Consider the following 20,731-nt stretch of genomic DNA (forward strand, 5'->3'; position numbering starts at 1 on the left):
CCAGCTGAGCTATAGCCCCATCGTAAAGCTGTCATGTTGACGGGCGGCATAATATGAATTCCGCCGCGGGGTGTCAACGGCAAAATCAATCCCAGCCATTCAATCGCCGAAAAATCATGCAAATGAATCACTTTGCGAGCCTGCTCGCAGCCAGGAGTTAAGCCTGTCACGTTTTCACGTAAAACGGTGCTATAAAATGAGCCGTTAATTAACCCCACTGATATTCAGGAAATTGCATGATCAAGGAACGAATGACGCCAGAAGAGTTAGCCCTCCTCACTGGCTATAGCCGCCAGACCATCAATAAATGGGTACGCAAAGAGGGTTGGATTACATCACCAAAACCAGGCGTCCAGGGCGGGAAAGCTCGCCTGGTACATGTGAACGAAAAAGTCCGTGACTTTATCCGCAGCGCACGTCGGGCAACTGAAACGTCCGAACTGCCAGAAGGTGTCAGTCATGATAGTTCGCTTCACACGCTGCTCCTGACGCTGGCCAATGAAATGACGCCGGAAGAGCAAAAGCAGATGACATCGCTGTTAATGCGGGAAGGGATTACCGGCTTGTTGCAACGTTTAGGGATTCGCGATCAGAACTGATATGAAAAAATTACGCAGCAAAATGACCACGGAAGAGCTGGCGGAGAGTTTGGGCGTTGCCAGACAAACGGTTAATCGCTGGATACGCCAGCAGGGATGGAAAACCGAAGGCCTCAACGGCGTGAAGGGTGGTCGCGCGCGGCTCATTCATATTGATGCGCGCGTGAAGGAACATATTATGAGCCTCCCTGCGATCCGTAACCGTCAGGCGGTTTACCATCTCGCTGAGGTCACCGCTTCATACAGTGAACCCTCTTCAAACCTGTCTCCGGGCATTATTGAGACGCTGGAGAGTATGACTCAGCCAGAGCAGAGGCGTCTGGACGCCTTATTGAAACGCGAAGGCATACACGGCTTTCTTACGCGACTCGGTCTCACGGAATAAGAGGCATAAAAAAACGGCAGGTTACCCTGCCGTTTTTTTTATCTGGGGCCTAATTACTGCTGATTTTCACGTTCAGCGATAAAGTCCAGCGCCTTGTTAATACGCGCCACGCTGCGTGACTTGCCGATGGCGTGAACCGTCACATCCAGCGCCGGAGACTGACCCGCCCCGGTCACCGCAACGCGCAGTGGCATGCCGACTTTACCCATACCGACTTCCAGTTCGTCTGCTGTCGCCTGAATGGCGTGATGCACATTCTCAGCGGTCCACTCGGTAAGGGCCGCAAGCTTGTCGCGCACCACTTCCAGCGGCTGACGCGCAACCGGACGGAGGTGCTTCTTCGCGGCGTCCGCGTCGAACTCTTCAAACTCTTCATAGAAGTAGCGGCAGCTTTCGGCAATCTCTTTCAGAGTTTTGCAGCGCTCGCCGAGGAGTTTCACCAGGTTCGCCAGCTCAGGGCCAGTGCGGGTATCAATATTTGCCTGCTCAATATGCCACTGCAGATACGTTGCCACATATTCTGGCTGCATGGTGTTGATGTAGTGATGGTTCAGCCACAGGAGCTTGTCGGTATTAAAGGCGCTCGCTGATTTGCTTACAGAGCTTAGAGAGAACAGTTTGATCATCTCTTCACGGCTGAAGATCTCCTGGTCACCGTGAGCCCAGCCCAGACGCACCAGATAGTTCAGCAGCGCTTCCGGCAGATAGCCGTCGTCGCGATATTGCATAACGCTTACCGCGCCGTGACGTTTAGACAGTTTTTTCCCGTCATCACCGTTGATCATGGAGACGTGCGCATAGACAGGCACAGGGGCGTTCAGCGCTTTCAGGATGTTGATCTGACGTGGCGTATTGTTGATATGGTCTTCACCACGGACAACGTGGGTAATTTCCATATCCCAGTCGTCAACCACGACGCAGAAGTTATAGGTTGGAGAACCGTCGGTACGACGGATGATCAGATCGTCCAGCTCCTGGTTGCTGAATTCAATGGGGCCACGGATCTGGTCGTCAAAGATCACCGAGCCCTCTTGCGGGTTAGCAAAACGCACCACACAAGGCTCATCCGCAGCATGCTCGCTATGGTCGTGGCGGCAGCGGCCGTCATAACGCGGCTTTTCACCGTTCGCCATCTGCTCTTCGCGCAGCGCATCCAAACGCTCTTTGGAGCAGTAGCATTTATACGCCGTGCCCGCGACCAGCATCTCATCAATGACGGCGTTATAGCGGTCAAAGCGTTTGGTCTGGAAATAGGGACCTTCGTCCCATTCCAGGTTCAGCCAGTTCATCCCATCCATAATGGCTTCAATTGCTTCTGGCGTGGAGCGCTCAAGATCGGTGTCTTCAATACGCAGCACGAACTCACCTTTGTTGTGGCGTGCGAAAAGCCAGGAATAGAGAGCGGTACGTGCACCACCGACGTGCAGATAGCCTGTCGGGCTCGGCGCGAAGCGAGTTTTGATTTTCATGAAATGGCCTTACGTTATAAAGATGCCGGCAATCGGCAAATCCTGGGGAAAAAACGATGGGCAATATTCTATCACTGTGGGGGGATTCCTCAATGTTGATCCCTTTATCGTGACCGAGTTTGCGATTTTTGTTTAGAAATCATGCGCCATTGCCCGTTTCACGATCGTTTTGTTTAATTTTACGACGAACGAATAAAAACTTTAGAAAATGCGTTGACTCATTTTCAACTCTCCCTATAATGCGACTCCACACAGCGGGGGTGATTAGCTCAGTTGGTAGAGCATCTCCTTTACACGGAGGGGGTCGGCGGTTCGAGCCCGTCATCACCCACCATCTACTTCGGTAGACTCGCAGTGTAGATAAGAATTGAGATTGGGCGATTAGCTCAGTTGGTAGAGCATCTCCTTTACACGGAGGGGGTCGGCGGTTCGAGCCCGTCATCGCCCACCATTCTCACCTTATCGCAGTAGTTCCGAAATGGGCGATTAGCTCAGTTGGTAGAGCATCTCCTTTACACGGAGGGGGTCGGCGGTTCGAGCCCGTCATCGCCCACCATTTCGGGTCGTTAGCTCAGTTGGTAGAGCAGTTGACTTTTAATCAATTGGTCGCAGGTTCGAATCCTGCACGACCCACCAGTGTAAAAAAGCGCCCTAAAGGCGCTTTTTTGCTATCCGCAGTTTGTCTACTTTCGACCTCCAGTAACGCATCATTAATACTGATTGCGTATCGATGTTACTCCCTGCCAGATATGGCAGTTTTGCTCAAGCTAATCCCGTTGGTGCCGATACCTCTGTTTTATAACGCGAGGAAATACTATGACGACCATTCAAGCTTCAACCCAAATGATTCAAACCAGCAGCGGTGGGAGTGGAGCTTCTGGCAGCAACGACATCGCTTCCCAGATCAGCAGTATTATTGACAAGATCAAAAAGCTGACTCAGCAGTTAAAAGAGCTGGCGAACAGCACCGGCAGCGCTGATGAGAAGAAGAAGCAGCAGGAACTTATTCAGACCCAGATCAAAGTGCTTCAGGCGCAGCTCGCCTCACTGCAGCGCCAGCAGGCAGAAGAGGCCCAAAAGAAGCAGGATCAAAAGCTGGGCAAAGTGGAAGGTGTGAATAACCCTTCAGACAATAACCAGATTGATATCTACATCTAATCTTCTGATGCGTTAAACAGTGGGTCGCGTATGCGGGCTTCGGTTAATCGTTGTGCCTGGATACGCACCACTTCCCAGATAGCCTGCGCCGCCCCCGAGAGTGAGCGATTTTTTCGCCGCACCAGCATCAGCTTTCGCTCAACAACGGGCGTTAATCGCCTGACGGCCAGCCGGCTTCCCTGCGGCAGGGGAAGCGCCAGGGCGGGCAACACGCTGATGCCAATGCCGGCTTCCACCATGGGAAACAGCGTCGCCGGGTGACCAATCTCCTGCACGATCGTTGCCTTTACGCCCTGATTCACCAGCGCGGAATCAATCAGCGGACGACTGCCCGAGGCATAATCCTGTAAAACCAGGTTCGCGCCCGTCAGGGACTGCCAGCTGACTTCCGGCAACGTGACCAGCGGGTCGTCGTCACGGCAGAGCAGCAAGAATGGCTCGGAAAGTACGCTTTCACACGCCAGATCGCTCGCCTGGCCGGGATCGATCACAATACCAAAATCCACATCGCCCTGGCGGATGCTTTCCAGCACCCACTGTTGCGGCCTGTCATGCAGGACAAAATCAATGTCCGGATAGCGGTGGCTTCCCTCGGCAATACACTGAGGGATAAGGTGCGCAGAGATTGTCTGACTGGCCGCGACGCGCACGGTCCCCGAAAGCTGCTGCCCCAGCCTCCCCACGTCTCTGAGCGTGCTGTTCAGCTCATCCAGCAGCCGTTCGAGGCGCAGGGCCAGCTGCTGCCCCGCTTCGGTCAGCACCACTTCGCGCGTGGTGCGGTCCAGCAACTTCACCCCGGTCTGATTCTCCAGCTCTTTCACGCTGTGGCTGACCGCCGACTGGCTGAGGCCAATCTTCTCGCCTGCCCGGCTAAAGCTGCGGGCGTGAGCGACGGTGACGAAAATACGAAGCTGACGTAGGGAATAATTCATCTGTTTCATTCATGAATGGATGCAATAAATCAATTTTATTTCTCAAATAGAAAAAAGCACAATAGCGACATCTGATTTCAGGAGTCATTATGAAACTATTTCGTATTCTTGATCCGTTCACGCTTACCCTGGTGGTTACCGTTTTACTGGCCTCGTTTTTCCCCGCCCGCGGGGGCTTCGTCCCGTTTTTTGAAGGGCTGACGACGGCCGCCATCGCGCTGCTGTTCTTTATGCACGGTGCAAAACTCTCGCGCGAAGCCATTATTGCCGGCGGTAGCCACTGGCGGCTGCATCTCTGGGTGATGTGCAGCACGTTCATTCTGTTCCCAATCCTCGGCGTGCTGTTTGCCTGGTGGGCGCCGGTTAACGTCGACCCGGCGCTCTACACCGGTTTCCTGTATCTCTGTATTCTGCCGGCTACCGTGCAGTCCGCCATTGCCTTTACCTCTCTCGCGGGAGGAAACGTTGCGGCCGCGGTTTGCTCGGCATCGGCATCCAGCCTGTTAGGGATTTTCGTTTCCCCGCTGCTGGTGGGCCTGCTGATGAACATGCACGGCGCGGAAGGCAATCTCGAGCAGGTTGGAAAAATCTGCCTGCAGCTGCTGTTGCCGTTTGTCCTCGGCCATCTCTCGCGTCCATGGACCGGGGCGTTCGTGGCAAAGCACAAGAAATGGATCTCAAAAACCGACCAGTCGTCGATTCTGCTGGTGGTCTATTCCGCCTTCAGCGAAGCGGTCGTGAACGGGATCTGGCATAAGGTCGGCGCAGGCTCGCTGCTGTTTATCGTGGTGGTCAGCCTCGTCCTGCTGGCGATTGTGATTGCGGTAAACGTCTTTGTGGCACGCAGGTGCGGCTTCAGCAAAGCGGATGAAATCACCATTGTCTTCTGCGGTTCCAAAAAGAGCCTGGCGAACGGTATCCCGATGGCCAATATTCTTTTCCCGACCTCGGTGATTGGGATGATGGTGCTGCCGCTGATGATTTTCCACCAGATCCAGCTGATGGTCTGCGCGGTGCTGGCGCGTCGCTACAAGCGCCAGACCGAAAAGCTGGCGCAGGAAGAGACCCGCGCCGCGAAGGCTTAAGGACGTTTCAGGGGCTGAACCAGCTGGGTCAGCCCCTCGGTTTTGATCAGTAACGTGATAGCCATCAGCTCGCCCAGCCGCCCTGCCGGGAATTCATCCTTACGGGCAAACCACAGCAGATACTCCTCCGGCAAATCAATCAGCCTGCGGCCCTTGTATTTACCGAACGGCATCTCCGTATTGGCTATTTCAACGAGCTGTTCTTTCTCCACGTTACTCTCCTAACAGACGCATCATTTCCGCTTCGTCGATAACCTCAATGCCGAGCTCCTGGGCTTTCGCCAGCTTCGATCCCGCCGCTTCCCCGGCGATCACCAGGTCGGTTTTCTTCGACACGCTGCCCGCCACTTTGGCCCCCAGCGCCACAAGGCGCGCTTTCGCATCGTCGCGTGAAAGCTGGCTCAGGCTGCCGGTCAGGACTACCGTTTTACCGGCGAACGGGCTGTCGATCTCTTCGGCGTTAACCACTACCGGCGCGGGCCACTTAATGCCCTCCTCCAGCAGCTTGCCGATGACTTCACGGTTGCTCTCTTCGGCGAAGAAGTTAAAGACGTGCGTGGCGACCACAATGCCAACGTCAGGGACTTTCTGCAGCTCGTCGATGCTAGCCTTTTCCAGCGCCTCCAGCGTACCAAAGTACGCCGCCAGACCCGCCGCCGTCGCCTCACCCACTTCACGAATGCCCAGCGCGTAAAGGAAGCGGGCAAAGGTCGTTTCTTTTGCGGCTTCCAGCGCGTTAACCACATTCTGGGCTGACTTTGGCCCCATGCGATCCAGGCCTGTCAGTTTACCAGCGGTCAACCTGAAGAGGTCCGCTGGCGTGTGGACATACTCTTTCTCGACCAGCTGATCGATAATCTTGTCGCCCATGCCGTCGACGTCCATCGCCCGACGGGAGACGAAGTGCTTCAGCGACTCTTTACGCTGCGCACCACAGATTAAGCCGCCCGTACAGCGGGCCACTGCTTCACCTTGAATGCGTTCAATTTCTGAACCGCAGACGGGACAAACCTTTGGAAAAATAATTGGCTTAACATCATCCGGTCGCATAGACTCAACTACGCCGACTATTTGTGGAATCACATCGCCAGCTCTTCTAACGATAACTCTGTCGTTAATCTTTATGCCCAATCTTTTTATTTCATCTTCATTATGAAGTGTTGCATTTTTTACTAGAACACCTGCAACCTTAACTTCTGCAAGCTTTGCAACTGGGGTTATTGCGCCAGTACGCCCCACTTGAAATTCAACATCTCGAAGTCGTGTGATCTGTTCCTGAGCAGGAAATTTGAAAGCAGTAGCCCATCGTGGCGATTTTGCAACAAATCCTAATGTTTCCTGCAGTGGAATCGAGTTTACCTTTACTACAAGCCCATCAATGTCAAAACCTAACTTATCACGCTTGGTAGATATTTCCCTATAGAAGTCAATCACTTCATATGGGCTGTGACATAAGGTTGTGTGATTGCTTATTGGGAATCCCATTTCGCGTAGCTTCTGTAATCTTTCGATATGCGTCCCTGGAAATTCAATTCCTTCTATTACTCCAGTACCATAACAACAGAAAGTTAACGAGCGCTTGGCAGTAACTTTAGGATCTAGCTGTCTAAGCGACCCTGCTGCAGCGTTACGAGGATTAGCAAATACTTTCTGCCCTTTGCGGCGAGCTTCGTTATTCATTTCCTCAAAATTTTTTTGAGTGATGAAAACTTCACCGCGAACTTCAATACGCGACGGAACATCTTTTCCAAGAAGAACTAATGGAATAGCTTTAATCGTTTTAATGTTACTAGTTATATCCTCACCAATAGTACCATCTCCCCGAGTTGCAGCATGCCTCAACCTACCATTGACATACAGTAGATTCACAGCGAGCCCATCAAACTTCAATTCACAGCAATACGTGATTGCATCGACTTTTCTAATCCTATTTTGAACACGTTTACTAAACGCCAAAAAACTATCTTCATCAAACACATTATCCAATGACAACATTGGCATTTCATGACGTACTTGACCGAATGCCCCCAGCGGCTCAGCGCCGACGCGCTGGGTGGGGGAATCCGGCGTGATGAGCTCTGGATGTTGCGCCTCTAACTCGCGCAGCTCGCGCATCAGGCGGTCATATTCCGCATCCGGGACTTCCGGCGCGTCCATAACATGATAGAGATATTCATGATGGCGAAGCGTGGTTCGCAGTTCAGTGAGTTGTTGTTCGATTGAGTCCATATCGCACCATCAATGAGAAAAAACCCCCGACAGGCGGGGGTTGAGGAGGAGTTGAAGTAAGCGCGACTATTACGCGTTAGCTTCCTTAACTTCGCGGATGCGGTCCTGATACTCGCGCAGCTTCTGCGGAGTCATCATTCGACGCTGATCGTCGAGCACCACACCACCGACTTCGTCAGCGATGTGCTGAGCGGACTGCAGCATCAGCTTAAAGTTTTGCAGTTCGTCGCCGTAAGAAGGCACCTGCATAAAGATAGTGACGCCCGGGGTCACGAAATCACCGGTCATTTCCGGATCAAAGGTGCCGGGGTTAACCATGTTGGCCAGGCTGAACAGCGCCGGGCCGCTACCGTCAGGGCTTAGATGGCGATGGAAAATGTTCATATCACCAAACTTGAATCCTGCCTGTTGAATACTGTTGAGCAGCACGTCACCGTTAAGATGGCTGCCGTGATGCGCGGCCACGTTCATGATGATCACCGCTTCTTTACGCTGTGGTTTTTCAACAACCGGCTCAGGCTCTACAACGGGCTCTGGCTCAACGTGCGGGGCCGGAGCAGGCTGAGGCGCAGGCTGTACGTGAACAGGCTGCTGCGGTTGTTGTACCGGCTGAGCAGGCTGTTGCTGCACGGGCTGCTGCACCGGCTGCTGTTGAACCGGCTGTGGCGCAGCAGGCTGCTGATAAACAGGCTGTTGCGGCGGCTGGCGCACCGGTTCTTCCACAGGCTGCGGCGCTGGCTGGCGCGGCTGTGCAGAAGCATACGGCGGTTGATACTGGTGCTGCGAAGGACGAGGCGCTTCATGCTCCCCATGGCCTGCGCCGGGCGCAGTATTGACCCGATGAACACGAACTTCACCCACGCCGTCGTCATCGCTGCCGTCGATGTCATCTTCACTGTCATCGTCGTCACGACTGGACTTCATGCGCTTCAGTGGGCGATCGCGGAACATCGAGGAACGCTCTTTACGGCTGGTCCAGAAACCATGTACCAGTAAAGCGATTATGGCGATCGCGCCAACAATGATTAATATCAGACGCAAATCCTGCATCATTATATTCTCTGTTGTTCTAACACCTTGCCACCACGGCAAACATTTACTCACTAAGAGTATTTGCCGTTTACGTCAAGTGCAAGTGTGTGCAGAGCATTCACAGCATAAAGATGAAGGAAATCGTGCTTTTTGCTGGTTTTTCGAACATTTCCGAACTGGTCATTGCTCCGTAAGTGGATAATATAGGCGGGCAATTCCACTGGTTGTGTAAAAAGGAGTACAGCCTGGCTATGGTTTCAACATCTTCTTCTCCCCCGCGCAGCGGCGTCTGGTATTTTTCTCAGGGCTGGAAACTGGTCTCCCTGCCGGGGATTCGACGCTTCGTGATTCTGCCGCTGTTGATCAACATTATTCTGATGGGCGGCGCGTTCTGGTGGCTGTTCACAAAGCTGGAGAGCTGGATCCCGTCGCTGATGAGTTACGTGCCGGACTGGCTGCAGTGGCTTAACTACCTGCTCTGGCCGGTAGCGGTGATCTCCATGCTGCTGGTGTTTGGGTACTTCTTTTCGACGATTGCCAACTGGATAGCCGCGCCGTTTAACGGTCTGCTGGCGGAACAGCTTGAAGCGCGGCTTACCGGTGCGACGCCGCCGGACACGGGCGTGCTGGGGATCATGAAAGACCTGCCACGCATCATGAAGCGCGAGTGGCAGAAGTTTGCCTGGTACCTGCCCCGCGCGATTGTGCTGCTTATCCTCTACTTTGTGCCAGGCATCGGCCAGACGGTGGCGCCGGTGCTGTGGTTCCTGTTCAGCGCCTGGATGCTGGCCATCCAGTACTGCGACTATCCGTTCGATAACCACAAGGTGCCGTTTAAAGAGATGCGCACTGCCCTGCGCAGTCAGAAGGTCGCCAATATGCAGTTTGGCGCGCTGACCAGCCTGTTCACCATGATTCCCTTCCTGAATCTCTTCATCATGCCCGTCGCCGTCTGCGGCGCGACGGCGATGTGGGTCGACTGCTACCGTGCTAAGCACGCGTTATGGAAATAATGCAAAAATGTGTAAAGCAGGGGTGGCTTATGCCGCCCCTTATTCCATACTGATCCCCATTATTTCCTTGCAGTATATAGATATGCGAATTCCTTACTTCCCCCTACCTGCTCAACAGGTATGCTGGGTCGGTATCCCAATTTCATACAGTTAAGGACAGGCCATGAGTAAGATTTATGAAGACAACTCGCTGACTATCGGTCATACGCCCCTGGTTCGACTGAACCGTATCGGTAATGGACGCATTCTGGCGAAGGTCGAATCACGTAACCCGAGCTTCAGCGTAAAATGCCGTATCGGTGCAAACATGATTTGGGATGCTGAAAAACGTGGCGTACTGAAGCCTGGCGTTGAGCTGGTGGAACCGACCAGTGGTAACACCGGTATCGCTCTGGCCTATGTGGCTGCCGCACGCGGCTACAAGCTGACGCTGACTATGCCAGAAACCATGAGCATCGAGCGTCGTAAGCTGCTTAAAGCGCTGGGCGCGAACCTGGTGCTGACCGAAGGCGCGAAGGGCATGAAGGGCGCCATTCAGAAAGCTGAAGAGATTGTGGCCAGCGATCCGGCGAAATATCTGCTGCTGCAGCAGTTCAGCAACCCGGCTAACCCGGAAATTCACGAGAAGACCACCGGTCCGGAAATCTGGGAAGATACCGACGGCCAGGTTGACGTCTTTATCTCCGGCGTGGGTACCGGCGGTACGCTGACCGGCGTGTCACGCTATATTAAAGGCACAAAGGGTAAAAAAGACCTGATCACCGTTGCCGTTGAGCCAACTGACTCACCGGTTATCACCCAGGCACTGGCGGGTGAAGAGCTTAAACCAGGCCCACATAAAATTCAGGGTATTGGCGCAGGCTTCATTCCGGGCAACCTGGATCTGAAGCTAATCGATAAAGTGGTGACTATCACTAACGAAGAAGCCATTTCTACCGCGCGTCGCCTGATGGATGAAGAAGGCATTCTGGCGGGTATCTCTTCCGGTGCGGCCGTTGCGGCAGCGCTCAAGCTGCAGGAAGACGAAGCCTTTACCAATAAGAATATTGTGGTTATCCTTCCTTCTTCGGGCGAGCGTTACTTGAGCACCGCACTGTTTGCCGATCTGTTTACCGAAAAAGAGCTGCAACAGTAGTGCCAGCATGTTAATAACGCGTAAAAAAGCACCTTTTCAGGTGCTTTTTTGTGGCCTGCTTCAAACTTTTGCCCCTCCTGGCATTGCTTCACCCCGTTGGGTCTGGTATTTAAACCAGCAATTATTTTGATGCGTGAAATTAATCGGTGAATGAAATAGCCTTGCTGAATCGATTTTATGATTTGGTTCAAGTCTTGCTTTCGCTGCATAATGTTTAATGACGATCGAAACGTCAGCGCTTACAATACAGGCTAAAGTTCAGTCGCCAGGCTAGACTTTAGTTCCACAACACTAAACCTATAAGTTGGGGAAATACAATGTTCCAGCAAGAAGTTACCATTACCGCTCCGAACGGTCTGCACACCCGCCCTGCTGCTCAGTTTGTTAAAGAAGCAAAAGGCTTCACTTCTGAAATCACTGTGACTTCCAACGGCAAAAGCGCGAGCGCAAAAAGCCTGTTCAAACTGCAGACTCTGGGCCTGACTCAGGGCACCGTTGTCACCATCTCTGCAGAAGGTGAAGACGAGCAGAAAGCAGTTGAGCATCTGGTAAAACTGATGGCTGAGCTCGAGTAAGTTTCCGGGTTCTTTTAAATATCAGTCACAAGTAAGGTAGGGTTATGATTTCAGGCATTTTAGCATCCCCGGGTATCGCTTTCGGCAAAGCACTGCTGCTGAAAGAAGACGAGATCGTCATCGACCGGAAAAAAATTTCTGCCGACAAGGTTGATCAGGAAGTTGAACGTTTTCTGAGCGGTCGTGCCAAGGCATCTGCGCAACTGGAAGCAATCAAAACTAAAGCTGGCGAAACTTTCGGTGAAGAAAAAGAAGCCATCTTCGAAGGGCACATCATGCTGCTCGAAGATGAGGAGCTGGAGCAGGAAATCATAGCCCTGATTAAAGATAAAGGCATGACGGCCGACGCGGCTGCGCATGAAGTTATTGAAGGTCAGGCAACTGCCCTGGAAGAACTGGATGATGAATACCTGAAAGAGCGTGCGGCTGACGTACGTGACATCGGTAAGCGCCTGCTGCGCAACATCCTGGGTCTGGCCATCATCGATCTGAGCGCGATTCAGGATGAAGTCATCCTGGTTGCCGCTGACCTCACCCCGTCTGAAACCGCACAGCTGAACCTGAAAAAGGTCCTCGGTTTCATCACCGACGCGGGTGGCCGTACCTCCCACACCTCTATCATGGCGCGCTCTCTGGAACTGCCTGCCATCGTGGGTACCGGTAGCGTCACCTCTCAGGTGAAAAACGGCGACTATCTGATTCTGGATGCCGTAAACAATCTGGTTTACGTCAACCCAACTAATGAAGAGATCGATAAACTGCGCGCGGTTCAGGAGCAGGTTGCGACTGAAAAAGCGGAACTTGCTAAGCTGAAAGACCTGCCAGCCATCACCCTGGACGGCCATCAGGTAGAAGTGTGCGCAAACATCGGTACCGTCCGCGACGTTGATGGCGCTGAGCGCAACGGTGCGGAAGGCGTAGGTCTCTATCGTACAGAATTCCTGTTCATGGACCGCGACGCGCTGCCAACAGAAGAAGAGCAGTTTGCTGCCTATAAAGCCGTGGCTGAAGCGTGTGGCTCTCAGGCGGTTATCGTCCGTACCATGGACATCGGTGGCGACAAAGAGCTGCCGTACATGAACTTCCCGAAAGAAGAGAACCCGTTCCTGGGCTGGCGTGCAATCCGTATCGCGATGGATCGTAAAGAGATCCTGCGTGACCAGGTTCGCGCGATCCTGCGTGCCTCTGCTTTCGGTAAACTGCGCATCATGTTCCCGATGATCATCTCTGTTGAAGAAGTGCGTGCACTGAAGAAAGAGATCGAAATCTACAAACAGGAACTGCGCGACGAAGGTAAAGCGTTTGACGAGTCAATCGAGATCGGCGTAATGGTGGAAACACCTGCGGCGGCGACCATTGCGCGTCATTTAGCCAAAGAAGTTGATTTCTTTAGTATCGGCACCAATGATTTAACGCAGTACACCCTGGCAGTTGACCGTGGTAATGATATGATTTCACATCTCTACCAGCCAATGTCACCGTCCGTACTGAACTTGATCAAGCAAGTTATTGATGCTTCTCATGCAGAAGGTAAATGGACTGGCATGTGTGGTGAGCTTGCAGGCGACGAACGTGCTACACTTCTGTTGCTGGGTATGGGTCTGGACGAATTCTCTATGAGCGCCATTTCCATCCCGCGCATTAAGAAGATTATCCGTAACACGAACTTCGAAGATGCGAAGGTGTTAGCAGAGCAGGCTCTTGCTCAACCGACAACGGACGAGTTAATGACGCTGGTTAACAAGTTCATTGAAGAAAAAACAATCTGCTAATCCACGAGATGCGGCCCAAATTACTGCTTAGGAGAAGATCATGGGTTTGTTCGATAAACTGAAATCTCTGGTTTCTGATGATAAGAAAGACTCCGGAACTATTGAGATTGTTGCTCCGCTCTCCGGCGAGATCGTCAACATCGAAGACGTGCCGGATGTAGTGTTTGCTGAGAAAATCGTTGGTGATGGCATTGCTATCAAACCAACTGGCAACAAAATGGTTGCTCCAGTTGACGGCACCATCGGTAAAATTTTTGAAACCAACCATGCGTTCTCTATCGAATCTGATAGCGGTATCGAACTGTTCGTTCACTTCGGTATCGACACCGTTGAACTGAAAGGCGAAGGCTTCAAACGTATCGCGGAAGAAGGCCAGCGTGTTAAAGTTGGCGACCCGGTAATTGAATTCGATCTGCCACTGTTGGAAGAAAAAGCCAAGTCTACCCTGACGCCGGTTGTTATCTCCAACATGGACGAAATCAAAGAACTGATCAAACTGTCTGGCAGCGTCACCGTGGGTGAAACCCCGGTTATCCGCATCAAGAAGTAATTCTTGCCGCACAGAAAAATGGCGCCTTCGGGCGCCATTTTTGTTTATGCCGGTAGGATAAGCTCGTCGTAGCCTTTCGACTGGGTATAGAGCATCACATCAGTCACCCGATCGCCGGCCATGCGAATGGCGTCGGCAACGGTTTTCCCCTCAACAATTCCGCTCACCAGTTCTGAACAGAACAGGTCGCCCGTCCCTTTCAGATCGGTTTCTACGCGCGGATGCGCGCTGACGGTCACGCCTTCATTCGTCACCAGCACTACGTGGATGTTTTCCGGGTCATCGGCCACCGGCGCGCTGGTGATCGCCACCCATTTCAGGCTGTCGGAGAGCAGTCCCTGCGCCGCAGCGATGGCGCTTTCCGGCGTACGGCACGGTTTGCCGCTTAACACTTCCAGCTCATAGACGTTTGGCGTGATCCCCTGCGCCAGCGGCAGCAGGTGTTCCCGATACGCCTGCGGGATCTCTGGCTTCACGTACATACCGCTGTCGATATCGCCGATAACCGGGTCGACCAGCACCAGCAGGTCAGGATGCTGCGCTTTGACCGCCTTCAGCCATTGAGACAGCAGGACGATCTGGCTGGCGCTGCCCATATAGCCGGTGGTGACCGCCTTAAGCTCGCGCAGGATCTCACGCTCTTCCAGTGCCTTAAGATAGCCGCTGAACCACTCGTCGGGGATCACTCCACCATAAAACGTGTCGTAGTGCGGCGTGTTGCTAAACAGTACCGTCGGCACGGCGGTAACGTTCAGCCTGTGGGTACGAATATTCGGTACCGCAATGCTGTTCCCCACGCTGCCGTAAACCACCTGCGACTGCACCGCGACAATATCGGTTTGCTGCGCTCGGGTATTATCCCGGAATAGAATCATCTCCATGACGCTTAAATCCCCGCCCCCTGCGAATAACTCTCTTCACCAAAGACGCCGGTAGACAGATAGCGATCGCCGCGATCGCAAATAATCGCCACCACTACCGCCCCCGGGTTTGCCTGCGCTACCCGAATCGCACCCGCTACCGCGCCGCCCGAGCTGACGCCGCAGAAGATACCTTCGCGCACGGCCAGCTCACGCATGGTATTTTCCGCCTCGCGCTGGTGAAGATCCAGCACCTGGTCCACAAGCTGCGCATTAAAGATGCCGGGCATATACTCCGCCGGCCAGCGGCGAATGCCCGGAATGCTGCTCCCCTCTTCCGGCTGGAGGCCAACGATGGTGACGGCTTTTTCCTGCTCGCGCAGAAAACGCGATACCCCGGTAATGGTGCCGGTGGTGCCCATGCTGGAGACAAAATGGGTGATACGCCCGTCGGTTTGCTGCCAGATTTCCGGGCCGGTGGTGGTGTAGTGCGCGTACGGGTTGTCCGGATTGTTGAACTGATCCAGCAGTTTACCTTCACCGCGCCCGGCCATCTCCAGCGCTAAGTCGCGTGCGCCTTCCATTCCCTGCTCTTTGGTCACCAGAATCAGCTCGGCCCCGTAGGCACGCATCGCGGCGCGGCGCTCCTGGCTCATGTTGTCCGGCATCAGCAGCTTCATGCGGTAGCCTTTCAGCGCCGCAATCATCGCCAGGGCGATACCGGTATTGCCGCTGGTGGCCTCTATCAGCACGTCGCCTGGCTTAATTTCTCCGCGTTTTTCGGCCTGGACAATCATCGACAGCGCCGCTCGGTCTTTCACCGACCCCGCCGGGTTGTTGCCTTCGAGTTTGACCCAGATTTCGCTGCCGTTGTCCGGCCCCATGCGCTGAAGTTTGACCAGAGGAGTGTTGCCGATGGTGTGTTCGAGTGTATTCACGATTTTTACTCAATAAAAAAGCCGGGGCGCGCGCAGCGATCCCGGCCTACAAGACGCAGTGATAACTGTAGGCCCGGTCAGCGCAGCGCCACCGGGCGATAAACATCCTAATAACCTATCAGGCTGACTCCGCCAGAGCAATATCCTCGCGCGTCTCGATGCGCTCCTTCCCGTGATAAATCCGGGCATGCTGCAGCCCGACAAACAGGCGCTCACCCCGGTGCGGCGGCACGTCGTCGCGCATGACCACGGTCAGCGGCTCGGTATACCAGCCCAGCGGCTGTACCACCAATTGGGTGTAGTGACCTTTAGGGCTAGCTTCCAGCACCTGCACCGGCAGCGGTGAATCCAGGCTGGTTCGGCGGCTCACGTCCACTTCCCACGGACGCAGGAACAGATCGACCGGCCCCTGATGCGCGGAGGTATAGCCCAGCGGCCAGCGGTGCGCGCCAACATGGAACTGTCCGCCGCGAATAGTACCCTGAAGACGGTTTACCTCGCCCATAAACTCCAGCACGAAGCGGGTCGCCGGCTCGCGCCAGAGCTGCTCCGGCTCGTCAACCTGCTCAATGTTGCCCTGGCTCATGACCACCACGCGATCCGCGACCTCCATCGCCTCTTCCTGGTCGTGGGTCACGAAGACGCTGGTGAATTTCAGCTCCTCATGCAGCTGACGCAGCCAGCGACGCAGCTCTTTACGCACCTGCGCATCCAGCGCGCCGAAGGGTTCATCCAGCAGCAGAATTTGCGGCTCAACGGCCAGCGCGCGCGCCAGCGCCACGCGCTGTTTCTGCCCGCCGGACAGCTGGGCCGGGAAACGGTCCGCCAGGTGAGCCAGCTGCACCATCTCCAGCAGTTTTGTCACTTTGGCCTTAATGGTTGCCGCATCCGGGCGCTCGCGACGCGGCAGCACGGTCAGGCCAAACGCGATGTTGTCGAACACGGTCATGTGGCGGAACAGCGCGTAATGCTGGAATACAAATCCTACTTTACGATCGCGGGCGTGCAGGCGGCTCACGTCGGTGCCGTGGAAGCGGATGTGCCCGCTGGTCTGATGCTCAAGCCCGGCGATAATACGCAGCAGCGTGGTTTTGCCCGAGCCGGACGGCCCCAGCAGCGCCACCATTTGTCCGGAAGGGATATCCAGCGAGATATCATTCAGCACCTGGGTGCGACCAAAAGACTTCTTAATATTGGCAATCTCAATGCTCATGATTTCCCTCCTGATGCTGACGTTTTTCCTGATTTTCTAAACGCCACTGCACCACACTCTTCAAAAACAGGGTCAAGATGGCCATCAGCGTCAGCAACGCTGCGGCAGTAAACGAGCCGATGGTGTTGTAGTCCTGCTGCAGCAGCTCAATCTGGAGCGGCAGCGACAGGGTTTCACCCCGGATGGAGCCGGAGACGACGGACACGGCACCAAACTCACCAATCGCGCGGGCGTTGGTCAGCACCACGCCGTAAAGCAGCGCCCAGCGGATATTTGGCAGCGTCACGCGACGGAACATCTGCCACCCAGACGCGCCCAGCAGCACCGCCGCTTCGTCTTCGTTGCTCCCCTGGCTTAACATCACCGGCACCAGCTCACGCACCACAAACGGACAGGTCACGAAGATGGTGACCAGCACCATGCCCGGCCAGGCAAACATGATCTGCAGGTTATGCTCATCCAGCCAGCCGCCCAACGGACCGTTGGAGCCGTAAAAGAGCAGGTACACCAGACCCGCCACCACCGGCGATACGGCGAAAGGAATGTCCAGCAGGGTCAGCAGCAGCTGACGTCCCGGGAAGTTAAAGCGGGTCACCAGCCAGGCCAGCAGGGTCCCGAACGCGAGGTTCACCGGCACGGTGATCAGCGCAATCAGCACGGTCAGCCAGATGGCATGCAGCATATCCGGGTTCGCCAGGTTTTCCAGCGCGGGCATAAGGCCCTTGCTGAACGCCTGAACGAAGATATAAATCGTCGGCACGACGAGAATGAGGGCGGAAACCAGTACGCCCGCCCCAATCAGAAACCATTTACCCCAGTTGATGCGGGGTGCATCGTATCGCTTCAATTGCGTAACTTCCGCCATCAGTGACCTACCACACGTCGACCAAAGCGACTTTGCAGAGTGTTAATCGAGTACAGCAGCAGCAGCGAGGCTGCCAGGATCACCGAGGCAATCGCGCTCGCCGCCGGATAATCAAACTCCTGCAAACGGATGAAAATCATCAGCGATGTGACTTCTGTTTTCCAGGCGATGTTCCCGGCGATAAAAATCACCGCGCCGAACTCACCGAGGCTGCGGGTAAACGACAGCGCGACGCCCGCCATCAGCGCCGGAGAGAGCTCCGGCAGAACCACCTTGCGGAAGCTCTGCCAACGCGTGGCGCCCAGCGTTTCCGCCGCTTCTTCGTATTCCGGACCCAACTCTTCCAGCACCGGTTGCACGGTACGGACCACAAACGGGATGCTGGTGAAGGCCATCGCCACCGCGATACCGAGCCAGGTGTAGGTCACTTTGATATCAAATTTCGCCAGCCACTCGCCGTACAGCCCGTTTACAGAGAAGAGCGACGCGAGGGTTAAGCCCGCCACCGCCGTCGGCAGCGCAAACGGCAGATCCATCAGGGCGTCAAGCAGCGTGCGGCCCGGGAAGCGATAGCGGGTTAAGATCCACGCCATCAGCAGGCCAAACACGCCGTTAAAAATGGAGGCAACAAACGCCGACAGCAGCGTCACCTTGTAGGCCGCCACCACCTGCGGGTTGGTGACCACGTCCCAGTACTGCGCCCAGCTCATCTGAGCAAGCTGCATCACCAGCGCGCTGAGCGGCAACAGCAGGATCAGGCAGACGAACAGCAGGCTTGTCCCGAGGCTTAAGGTAAAGCCCGGCAGCACGCGTTTTGTCGAAACTGCAAACATTACTTATGCCCCGCCGCCAGCAGTTTGTCTAACTCACCGCCGCTGGCAAAATGCGTTTTCATCACATCAGGCCAGGAGCCGAAATGATCTTCGACGCGGAACAAATCGGTCTGCGGGAACTTATCTTTCAGCTTGTTCATTACGTCCGGGTTGTTCACGCGGTAGTAGTAATCGGTAATGATGGTCTGCGCCTGCGGGCTGTACAGGTAGTTGAGATAGGCTTTTGCCGCTTTCTCGGTACCGTTTGCCTGCACGTTTTTATCCACCCACGCCACCGGGAACTCGGCCAGGATGTTGGTTTTCGGGATAACGACCTCGAAGCCCTGCGCTTCGTACTGTTTGCGGATGTTATTCACTTCCGATTCAAAGCTGATCAGCACGTCGCCGAGACCGCGCTCCGCGAAGGTCGTTGTCGCCCCGCGGCCGCCGGTATCAAACACTTCGACGTTTTTCAGGAACTGGGTCATGAACTGCTCGGTTTTGGCTTTATCATTACCGTCAGCCTTGTCGGCCGCGCCCCACGCGGCTAAATAGGTGTAGCGAGCGTTACCGGAGGTTTTTGGATTCGGGAAAATCAGCTTCACGTCGGAACGCACCAGGTCGCTCCAGTCGTGGATATTCTTCGGGTTGCCCTTACGCACCAGGAAGCCCATGGTGGAATAGAACGGGGAGCTGTTGTTCGGCAGACGACTCTGCCAGTCCGCCGGGATGAGCTTGCCTTTGTCATGCAGGATCTGCACGTCAGTCACCTGGTTGTAGGTCACCACATCCGCTTTCAGGCCCTGCAAAATCGCCAGCGCCTGCTTGGACGATCCGGCGTGGGACTGCTTGATGGTCAGCTTGTCGCCGTTATTGTCTTTCGCCCACTGCTGTTCAAACGGGGGATTAAGGGCGGCAAACAGCTCGCGGGAGACGTCATACGAACTGTTTAACAGTTCAGTCGCCTGCGCCTGTGCCACCAGCAGTAAACCTGCCAGCGCCAGAGTTCCTTTTTTCAGTACAGTAACGGCCATTGCGCACCCTTATAAATGTGATGACTATCTTATAGTCATAATATTTATAACGGGGATGAAAGGAGTAACGGTTTTATATACCGTTTGGTGATTTAGAAGCAGAAAAGGGAATAAGGGTGAGGCCTGATGCCTTCACCCCAGCCCTCTCCCGCAGGGAGAGGGAGAAAGGACATTACAGCGCCAGCAGACGCTCAACGGACGGCGCAAAGTAATAGCCGCCGGTCACCGGTTTGGTGAAGCGCAGCATGGCGTCGCGCTTGCCGTCGGTATCGCCGAACATGCTCAGCAGCTGCTGCTCGATGTTATAGAGGCGCGCGCAGTACGCGCAGAAGTAGAGGCCGTGCGTGCCGCTTGCCGTGCCGTAAGGCAGACTCTGGCGAACAATCTTCAGCCCTTTTCCGTCTTCTTTGAGATCAACGCGGGACAGGTGAGAGGTTACTGGACGGTCGTCGCCGTCGATCTCTTCGTTGGCTTCTTTAGTGCGGCCAATCATCATCTCCTGGTCGTGCACGCTCATGCGGTTAAGCTGCTTGAGGTTGTGCTCCCAGCGCTGCACGAACACGTAGCTGCCGCCCACGTCCACGCCGTCTTTGATCACCGCCACGTCGCGACGCGTCTCTTCACCCGCCGGGTTTTCGGTGCCGTCGACGAAGCCGCTCAGATCGCGCTCTTCTACCCAGCGGAAGCCGTGAACCTCTTCCTGCACCTCAATGCTGTCGCCAAAGGCCGCTACTGCCGCCTGGGCAACGGAAAAGTTCACGTCGTGACGCAGGGAGAGAATGTGGATCAGCACGTCGTACTGGGTTGCCGGAGCCAGGCCTTTGCCGTAAGGGATGAAGTCTTTCAGCTCTTCCGCCCCTTCGCCACCGCTCAGCTGACGCCAGACGTTATTGCCAAAGGCAACAACGGCGCCGAGGTGGGCTTCCGGGAATTTGGCCTGGAAGGTGGCCAGCTTATCAACAAACGCTTTACTGGCCGCACGCAGGGCATCCACGTCCCCTTTAACATTGGCTTCAATCCAAATCGCCGCGCGGCAATGTTCTGGCAAAATGCCACTCTGAACCTGAGACATCGC

The 20,731-nt window shown here is 54.8% G+C and carries 22 protein-coding genes and 4 tRNA genes; 13 read left to right on the plus strand and 13 right to left on the minus strand.

The genetic code is table 11. From position 1 onward, the window contains the following. Window positions 1-218 (minus strand): hypothetical protein (locus INF68_RS23210; RefSeq protein ID WP_227412823.1); only part of this gene is annotated, 218 nt, incomplete at its 3' end. Window positions 219-236: 18 nt separating this feature from the next. Between INF68_RS23210 and INF68_RS09000 the strand changes: the two genes are divergently transcribed. Together INF68_RS09000 and INF68_RS09005 are read left to right on the plus strand one after the other, a co-directional pair. Beyond that, on the plus strand, window positions 237-599 hold the full coding sequence (locus INF68_RS09000) for a YfeC-like transcriptional regulator (protein WP_033146143.1): 363 nt from the start codon (window positions 237-239) through the stop codon (window positions 597-599). A gap of 1 nt (window position 600) precedes the next feature. Then, entirely contained in the window at window positions 601-984 is a 384-nt protein-coding gene (locus INF68_RS09005) for a YfeC-like transcriptional regulator (RefSeq protein WP_033146144.1), read from the plus strand. 53 nt (window positions 985-1,037) lie between these two features. Here the strand turns inward: INF68_RS09005 and gltX are convergent, their stop codons facing one another. Then, on the minus strand, window positions 1,038-2,453 hold the full coding sequence (gltX, locus tag INF68_RS09010) for a glutamate--tRNA ligase (RefSeq protein ID WP_193525304.1): 1,416 nt from the start codon (window positions 2,451-2,453) through the stop codon (window positions 1,038-1,040). 258 nt (window positions 2,454-2,711) lie between these two features. On the opposite strand from gltX, the gene INF68_RS09015 reads away from it, so the two are divergent. The 5 genes from INF68_RS09015 (at window position 2,712) to INF68_RS09035 (ending at window position 3,611) form a co-directional block, all read left to right on the plus strand. Next, a tRNA-Val gene (locus INF68_RS09015) sits at window positions 2,712-2,787 on the plus strand. A 41-nt stretch (window positions 2,788-2,828) separates the two neighbouring features. Then, window positions 2,829-2,904 (plus strand) — tRNA-Val (locus INF68_RS09020). A gap of 29 nt (window positions 2,905-2,933) precedes the next feature. Then, window positions 2,934-3,009 (plus strand) — tRNA-Val (locus INF68_RS09025). Window positions 3,010-3,013: 4 nt separating this feature from the next. Continuing rightward, window positions 3,014-3,089 (plus strand) — tRNA-Lys (locus INF68_RS09030). Window positions 3,090-3,269: 180 nt separating this feature from the next. Further along, on the plus strand, window positions 3,270-3,611 hold the full coding sequence (locus tag INF68_RS09035; RefSeq protein ID WP_045355365.1) for a FlxA-like family protein: 342 nt from the start codon (window positions 3,270-3,272) through the stop codon (window positions 3,609-3,611). Here INF68_RS09035 and INF68_RS09040 read toward each other — a convergent pair. Continuing rightward, on the minus strand, window positions 3,608-4,543 hold the full coding sequence (locus tag INF68_RS09040) for a LysR family transcriptional regulator (protein ID WP_109845407.1): 936 nt from the start codon (window positions 4,541-4,543) through the stop codon (window positions 3,608-3,610). The genes INF68_RS09035 and INF68_RS09040 overlap by 4 nt on opposite strands. 89 nt (window positions 4,544-4,632) lie before the next feature. On the opposite strand from INF68_RS09040, the gene INF68_RS09045 reads away from it, so the two are divergent. Continuing rightward, window positions 4,633-5,628, plus strand: coding sequence for a bile acid:sodium symporter family protein (locus INF68_RS09045; protein WP_109845408.1), 996 nt, complete (start codon window positions 4,633-4,635; stop codon window positions 5,626-5,628). Here INF68_RS09045 and INF68_RS09050 read toward each other — a convergent pair. From INF68_RS09050 to zipA, 3 genes are all read right to left on the minus strand, one after another. Further along, window positions 5,625-5,840 (minus strand): DUF3820 family protein, encoded by a 216-nt coding sequence (locus tag INF68_RS09050; RefSeq protein WP_003861328.1) that lies wholly within the window; start codon window positions 5,838-5,840, stop codon window positions 5,625-5,627. The two genes, INF68_RS09045 and INF68_RS09050, sit on opposite strands and share 4 nt — an antisense overlap. A gap of 1 nt (window position 5,841) precedes the next feature. After that, entirely contained in the window at window positions 5,842-7,857 is a 2,016-nt protein-coding gene (ligA, locus tag INF68_RS09055) for an NAD-dependent DNA ligase LigA (RefSeq protein ID WP_193525305.1), read from the minus strand. A 69-nt stretch (window positions 7,858-7,926) separates the two neighbouring features. Continuing rightward, a complete protein-coding gene (zipA, locus tag INF68_RS09060) occupies window positions 7,927-8,910 on the minus strand; it encodes a cell division protein ZipA (RefSeq protein WP_023308727.1) in 984 nt (327 codons plus the stop codon). Window positions 8,911-9,140: 230 nt separating this feature from the next. Between zipA and cysZ the strand changes: the two genes are divergently transcribed. From cysZ to crr, 5 genes are all read left to right on the plus strand, one after another. Continuing rightward, complete coding sequence (gene cysZ, locus INF68_RS09065) at window positions 9,141-9,902, plus strand: sulfate transporter CysZ (RefSeq protein ID WP_193525306.1); 762 nt, start codon at window positions 9,141-9,143, stop codon at window positions 9,900-9,902. 163 nt (window positions 9,903-10,065) lie between these two features. Then, a complete protein-coding gene (cysK, locus tag INF68_RS09070; RefSeq protein ID WP_014884739.1) occupies window positions 10,066-11,037 on the plus strand; it encodes a cysteine synthase A in 972 nt (323 codons plus the stop codon). 317 nt (window positions 11,038-11,354) lie between these two features. Then, complete coding sequence (gene ptsH / locus INF68_RS09075; protein ID WP_000487600.1) at window positions 11,355-11,612, plus strand: phosphocarrier protein Hpr; 258 nt, start codon at window positions 11,355-11,357, stop codon at window positions 11,610-11,612. Between the two features lie 44 nt (window positions 11,613-11,656). Continuing rightward, window positions 11,657-13,384 (plus strand): phosphoenolpyruvate-protein phosphotransferase PtsI, encoded by a 1,728-nt coding sequence (gene ptsI / locus INF68_RS09080; RefSeq protein ID WP_023332954.1) that lies wholly within the window; start codon window positions 11,657-11,659, stop codon window positions 13,382-13,384. A 40-nt stretch (window positions 13,385-13,424) separates the two neighbouring features. Continuing rightward, a complete protein-coding gene (gene crr, locus INF68_RS09085; protein WP_003861316.1) occupies window positions 13,425-13,934 on the plus strand; it encodes a PTS glucose transporter subunit IIA in 510 nt (169 codons plus the stop codon). Window positions 13,935-13,978: 44 nt separating this feature from the next. On the opposite strand, the gene pdxK is transcribed toward crr, so the two are convergent. The 7 genes from pdxK to INF68_RS09120 all read right to left on the minus strand — a co-directional run bounded on the left by pdxK (window position 13,979) and on the right by INF68_RS09120 (window position 20,728). Further along, window positions 13,979-14,815: a pyridoxine/pyridoxal/pyridoxamine kinase gene (gene pdxK, locus INF68_RS09090; RefSeq protein ID WP_193525307.1), complete on the minus strand. Its 837-nt coding sequence runs from the start codon at window positions 14,813-14,815 to the stop codon at window positions 13,979-13,981. 5 nt (window positions 14,816-14,820) lie between these two features. Then, window positions 14,821-15,732 (minus strand): cysteine synthase CysM, encoded by a 912-nt coding sequence (gene cysM / locus INF68_RS09095; protein WP_045355358.1) that lies wholly within the window; start codon window positions 15,730-15,732, stop codon window positions 14,821-14,823. A 118-nt stretch (window positions 15,733-15,850) separates the two neighbouring features. Beyond that, the gene (gene cysA, locus INF68_RS09100) at window positions 15,851-16,945 is read right to left on the minus strand and encodes a sulfate/thiosulfate ABC transporter ATP-binding protein CysA (RefSeq protein ID WP_008501607.1); all 1,095 of its coding nucleotides are present in this window, start codon (window positions 16,943-16,945) and stop codon (window positions 15,851-15,853) included. Further along, complete coding sequence (gene cysW / locus INF68_RS09105) at window positions 16,935-17,810, minus strand: sulfate/thiosulfate ABC transporter permease CysW (RefSeq protein WP_193525308.1); 876 nt, start codon at window positions 17,808-17,810, stop codon at window positions 16,935-16,937. Before cysW ends, cysA begins: the two co-directional genes overlap by 11 nt. Continuing rightward, window positions 17,810-18,643, minus strand: coding sequence for a sulfate/thiosulfate ABC transporter permease CysT (gene cysT, locus INF68_RS09110; RefSeq protein WP_004123378.1), 834 nt, complete (start codon window positions 18,641-18,643; stop codon window positions 17,810-17,812). The genes cysW and cysT overlap by 1 nt, the downstream gene beginning before the upstream one ends. Continuing rightward, window positions 18,643-19,656 carry a sulfate ABC transporter substrate-binding protein gene (locus INF68_RS09115; RefSeq protein ID WP_023308734.1) on the minus strand — a complete coding sequence of 338 codons (1,014 nt, stop codon included), beginning with the start codon at window positions 19,654-19,656 and terminating at the stop codon, window positions 18,643-18,645. The genes cysT and INF68_RS09115 overlap by 1 nt, the downstream gene beginning before the upstream one ends. Before the next feature lie 172 nt (window positions 19,657-19,828). Then, a complete protein-coding gene (locus INF68_RS09120; protein ID WP_126787082.1) occupies window positions 19,829-20,728 on the minus strand; it encodes a Dyp-type peroxidase in 900 nt (299 codons plus the stop codon). Between the last annotated feature and the right edge of the window lie 3 nt (window positions 20,729-20,731).

The organism is Enterobacter cloacae complex sp. P16RS2 (assembly GCF_014982155.1).
GTDB lineage: Bacteria > Pseudomonadota > Gammaproteobacteria > Enterobacterales > Enterobacteriaceae > Enterobacter > Enterobacter cloacae_M.

What these genes read in the sequence shown, in the direction of transcription:
- INF68_RS09035 (WP_045355365.1), top strand. Translation starts at nt 3,270, where the DNA reads ATGACGACCATTCAAGCTTCAACCCAAATGATTCAAACCAGCAGCGGT.
- pdxK (WP_193525307.1), bottom strand. Translation starts at nt 14,815, where the DNA reads ATGGAGATGATTCTATTCCGGGATAATACCCGAGCGCAGCAAACCGAT.
- INF68_RS09000 (WP_033146143.1), top strand. Translation starts at nt 237, where the DNA reads ATGATCAAGGAACGAATGACGCCAGAAGAGTTAGCCCTCCTCACTGGC.
- cysK (WP_014884739.1), top strand. Translation starts at nt 10,066, where the DNA reads ATGAGTAAGATTTATGAAGACAACTCGCTGACTATCGGTCATACGCCC.
- cysT (WP_004123378.1), bottom strand. Translation starts at nt 18,643, where the DNA reads ATGTTTGCAGTTTCGACAAAACGCGTGCTGCCGGGCTTTACCTTAAGC.
- gltX (WP_193525304.1), bottom strand. Translation starts at nt 2,453, where the DNA reads ATGAAAATCAAAACTCGCTTCGCGCCGAGCCCGACAGGCTATCTGCAC.
- INF68_RS09005 (WP_033146144.1), top strand. Translation starts at nt 601, where the DNA reads ATGAAAAAATTACGCAGCAAAATGACCACGGAAGAGCTGGCGGAGAGT.
- crr (WP_003861316.1), top strand. Translation starts at nt 13,425, where the DNA reads ATGGGTTTGTTCGATAAACTGAAATCTCTGGTTTCTGATGATAAGAAA.
- INF68_RS09040 (WP_109845407.1), bottom strand. Translation starts at nt 4,543, where the DNA reads ATGAATTATTCCCTACGTCAGCTTCGTATTTTCGTCACCGTCGCTCAC.
- INF68_RS09045 (WP_109845408.1), top strand. Translation starts at nt 4,633, where the DNA reads ATGAAACTATTTCGTATTCTTGATCCGTTCACGCTTACCCTGGTGGTT.
- ptsI (WP_023332954.1), top strand. Translation starts at nt 11,657, where the DNA reads ATGATTTCAGGCATTTTAGCATCCCCGGGTATCGCTTTCGGCAAAGCA.
- cysA (WP_008501607.1), bottom strand. Translation starts at nt 16,945, where the DNA reads ATGAGCATTGAGATTGCCAATATTAAGAAGTCTTTTGGTCGCACCCAG.
- zipA (WP_023308727.1), bottom strand. Translation starts at nt 8,910, where the DNA reads ATGATGCAGGATTTGCGTCTGATATTAATCATTGTTGGCGCGATCGCC.
- ptsH (WP_000487600.1), top strand. Translation starts at nt 11,355, where the DNA reads ATGTTCCAGCAAGAAGTTACCATTACCGCTCCGAACGGTCTGCACACC.
- INF68_RS09115 (WP_023308734.1), bottom strand. Translation starts at nt 19,656, where the DNA reads ATGGCCGTTACTGTACTGAAAAAAGGAACTCTGGCGCTGGCAGGTTTA.
- cysW (WP_193525308.1), bottom strand. Translation starts at nt 17,810, where the DNA reads ATGGCGGAAGTTACGCAATTGAAGCGATACGATGCACCCCGCATCAAC.
- ligA (WP_193525305.1), bottom strand. Translation starts at nt 7,857, where the DNA reads ATGGACTCAATCGAACAACAACTCACTGAACTGCGAACCACGCTTCGC.
- INF68_RS09120 (WP_126787082.1), bottom strand. Translation starts at nt 20,728, where the DNA reads ATGTCTCAGGTTCAGAGTGGCATTTTGCCAGAACATTGCCGCGCGGCG.
- cysZ (WP_193525306.1), top strand. Translation starts at nt 9,141, where the DNA reads ATGGTTTCAACATCTTCTTCTCCCCCGCGCAGCGGCGTCTGGTATTTT.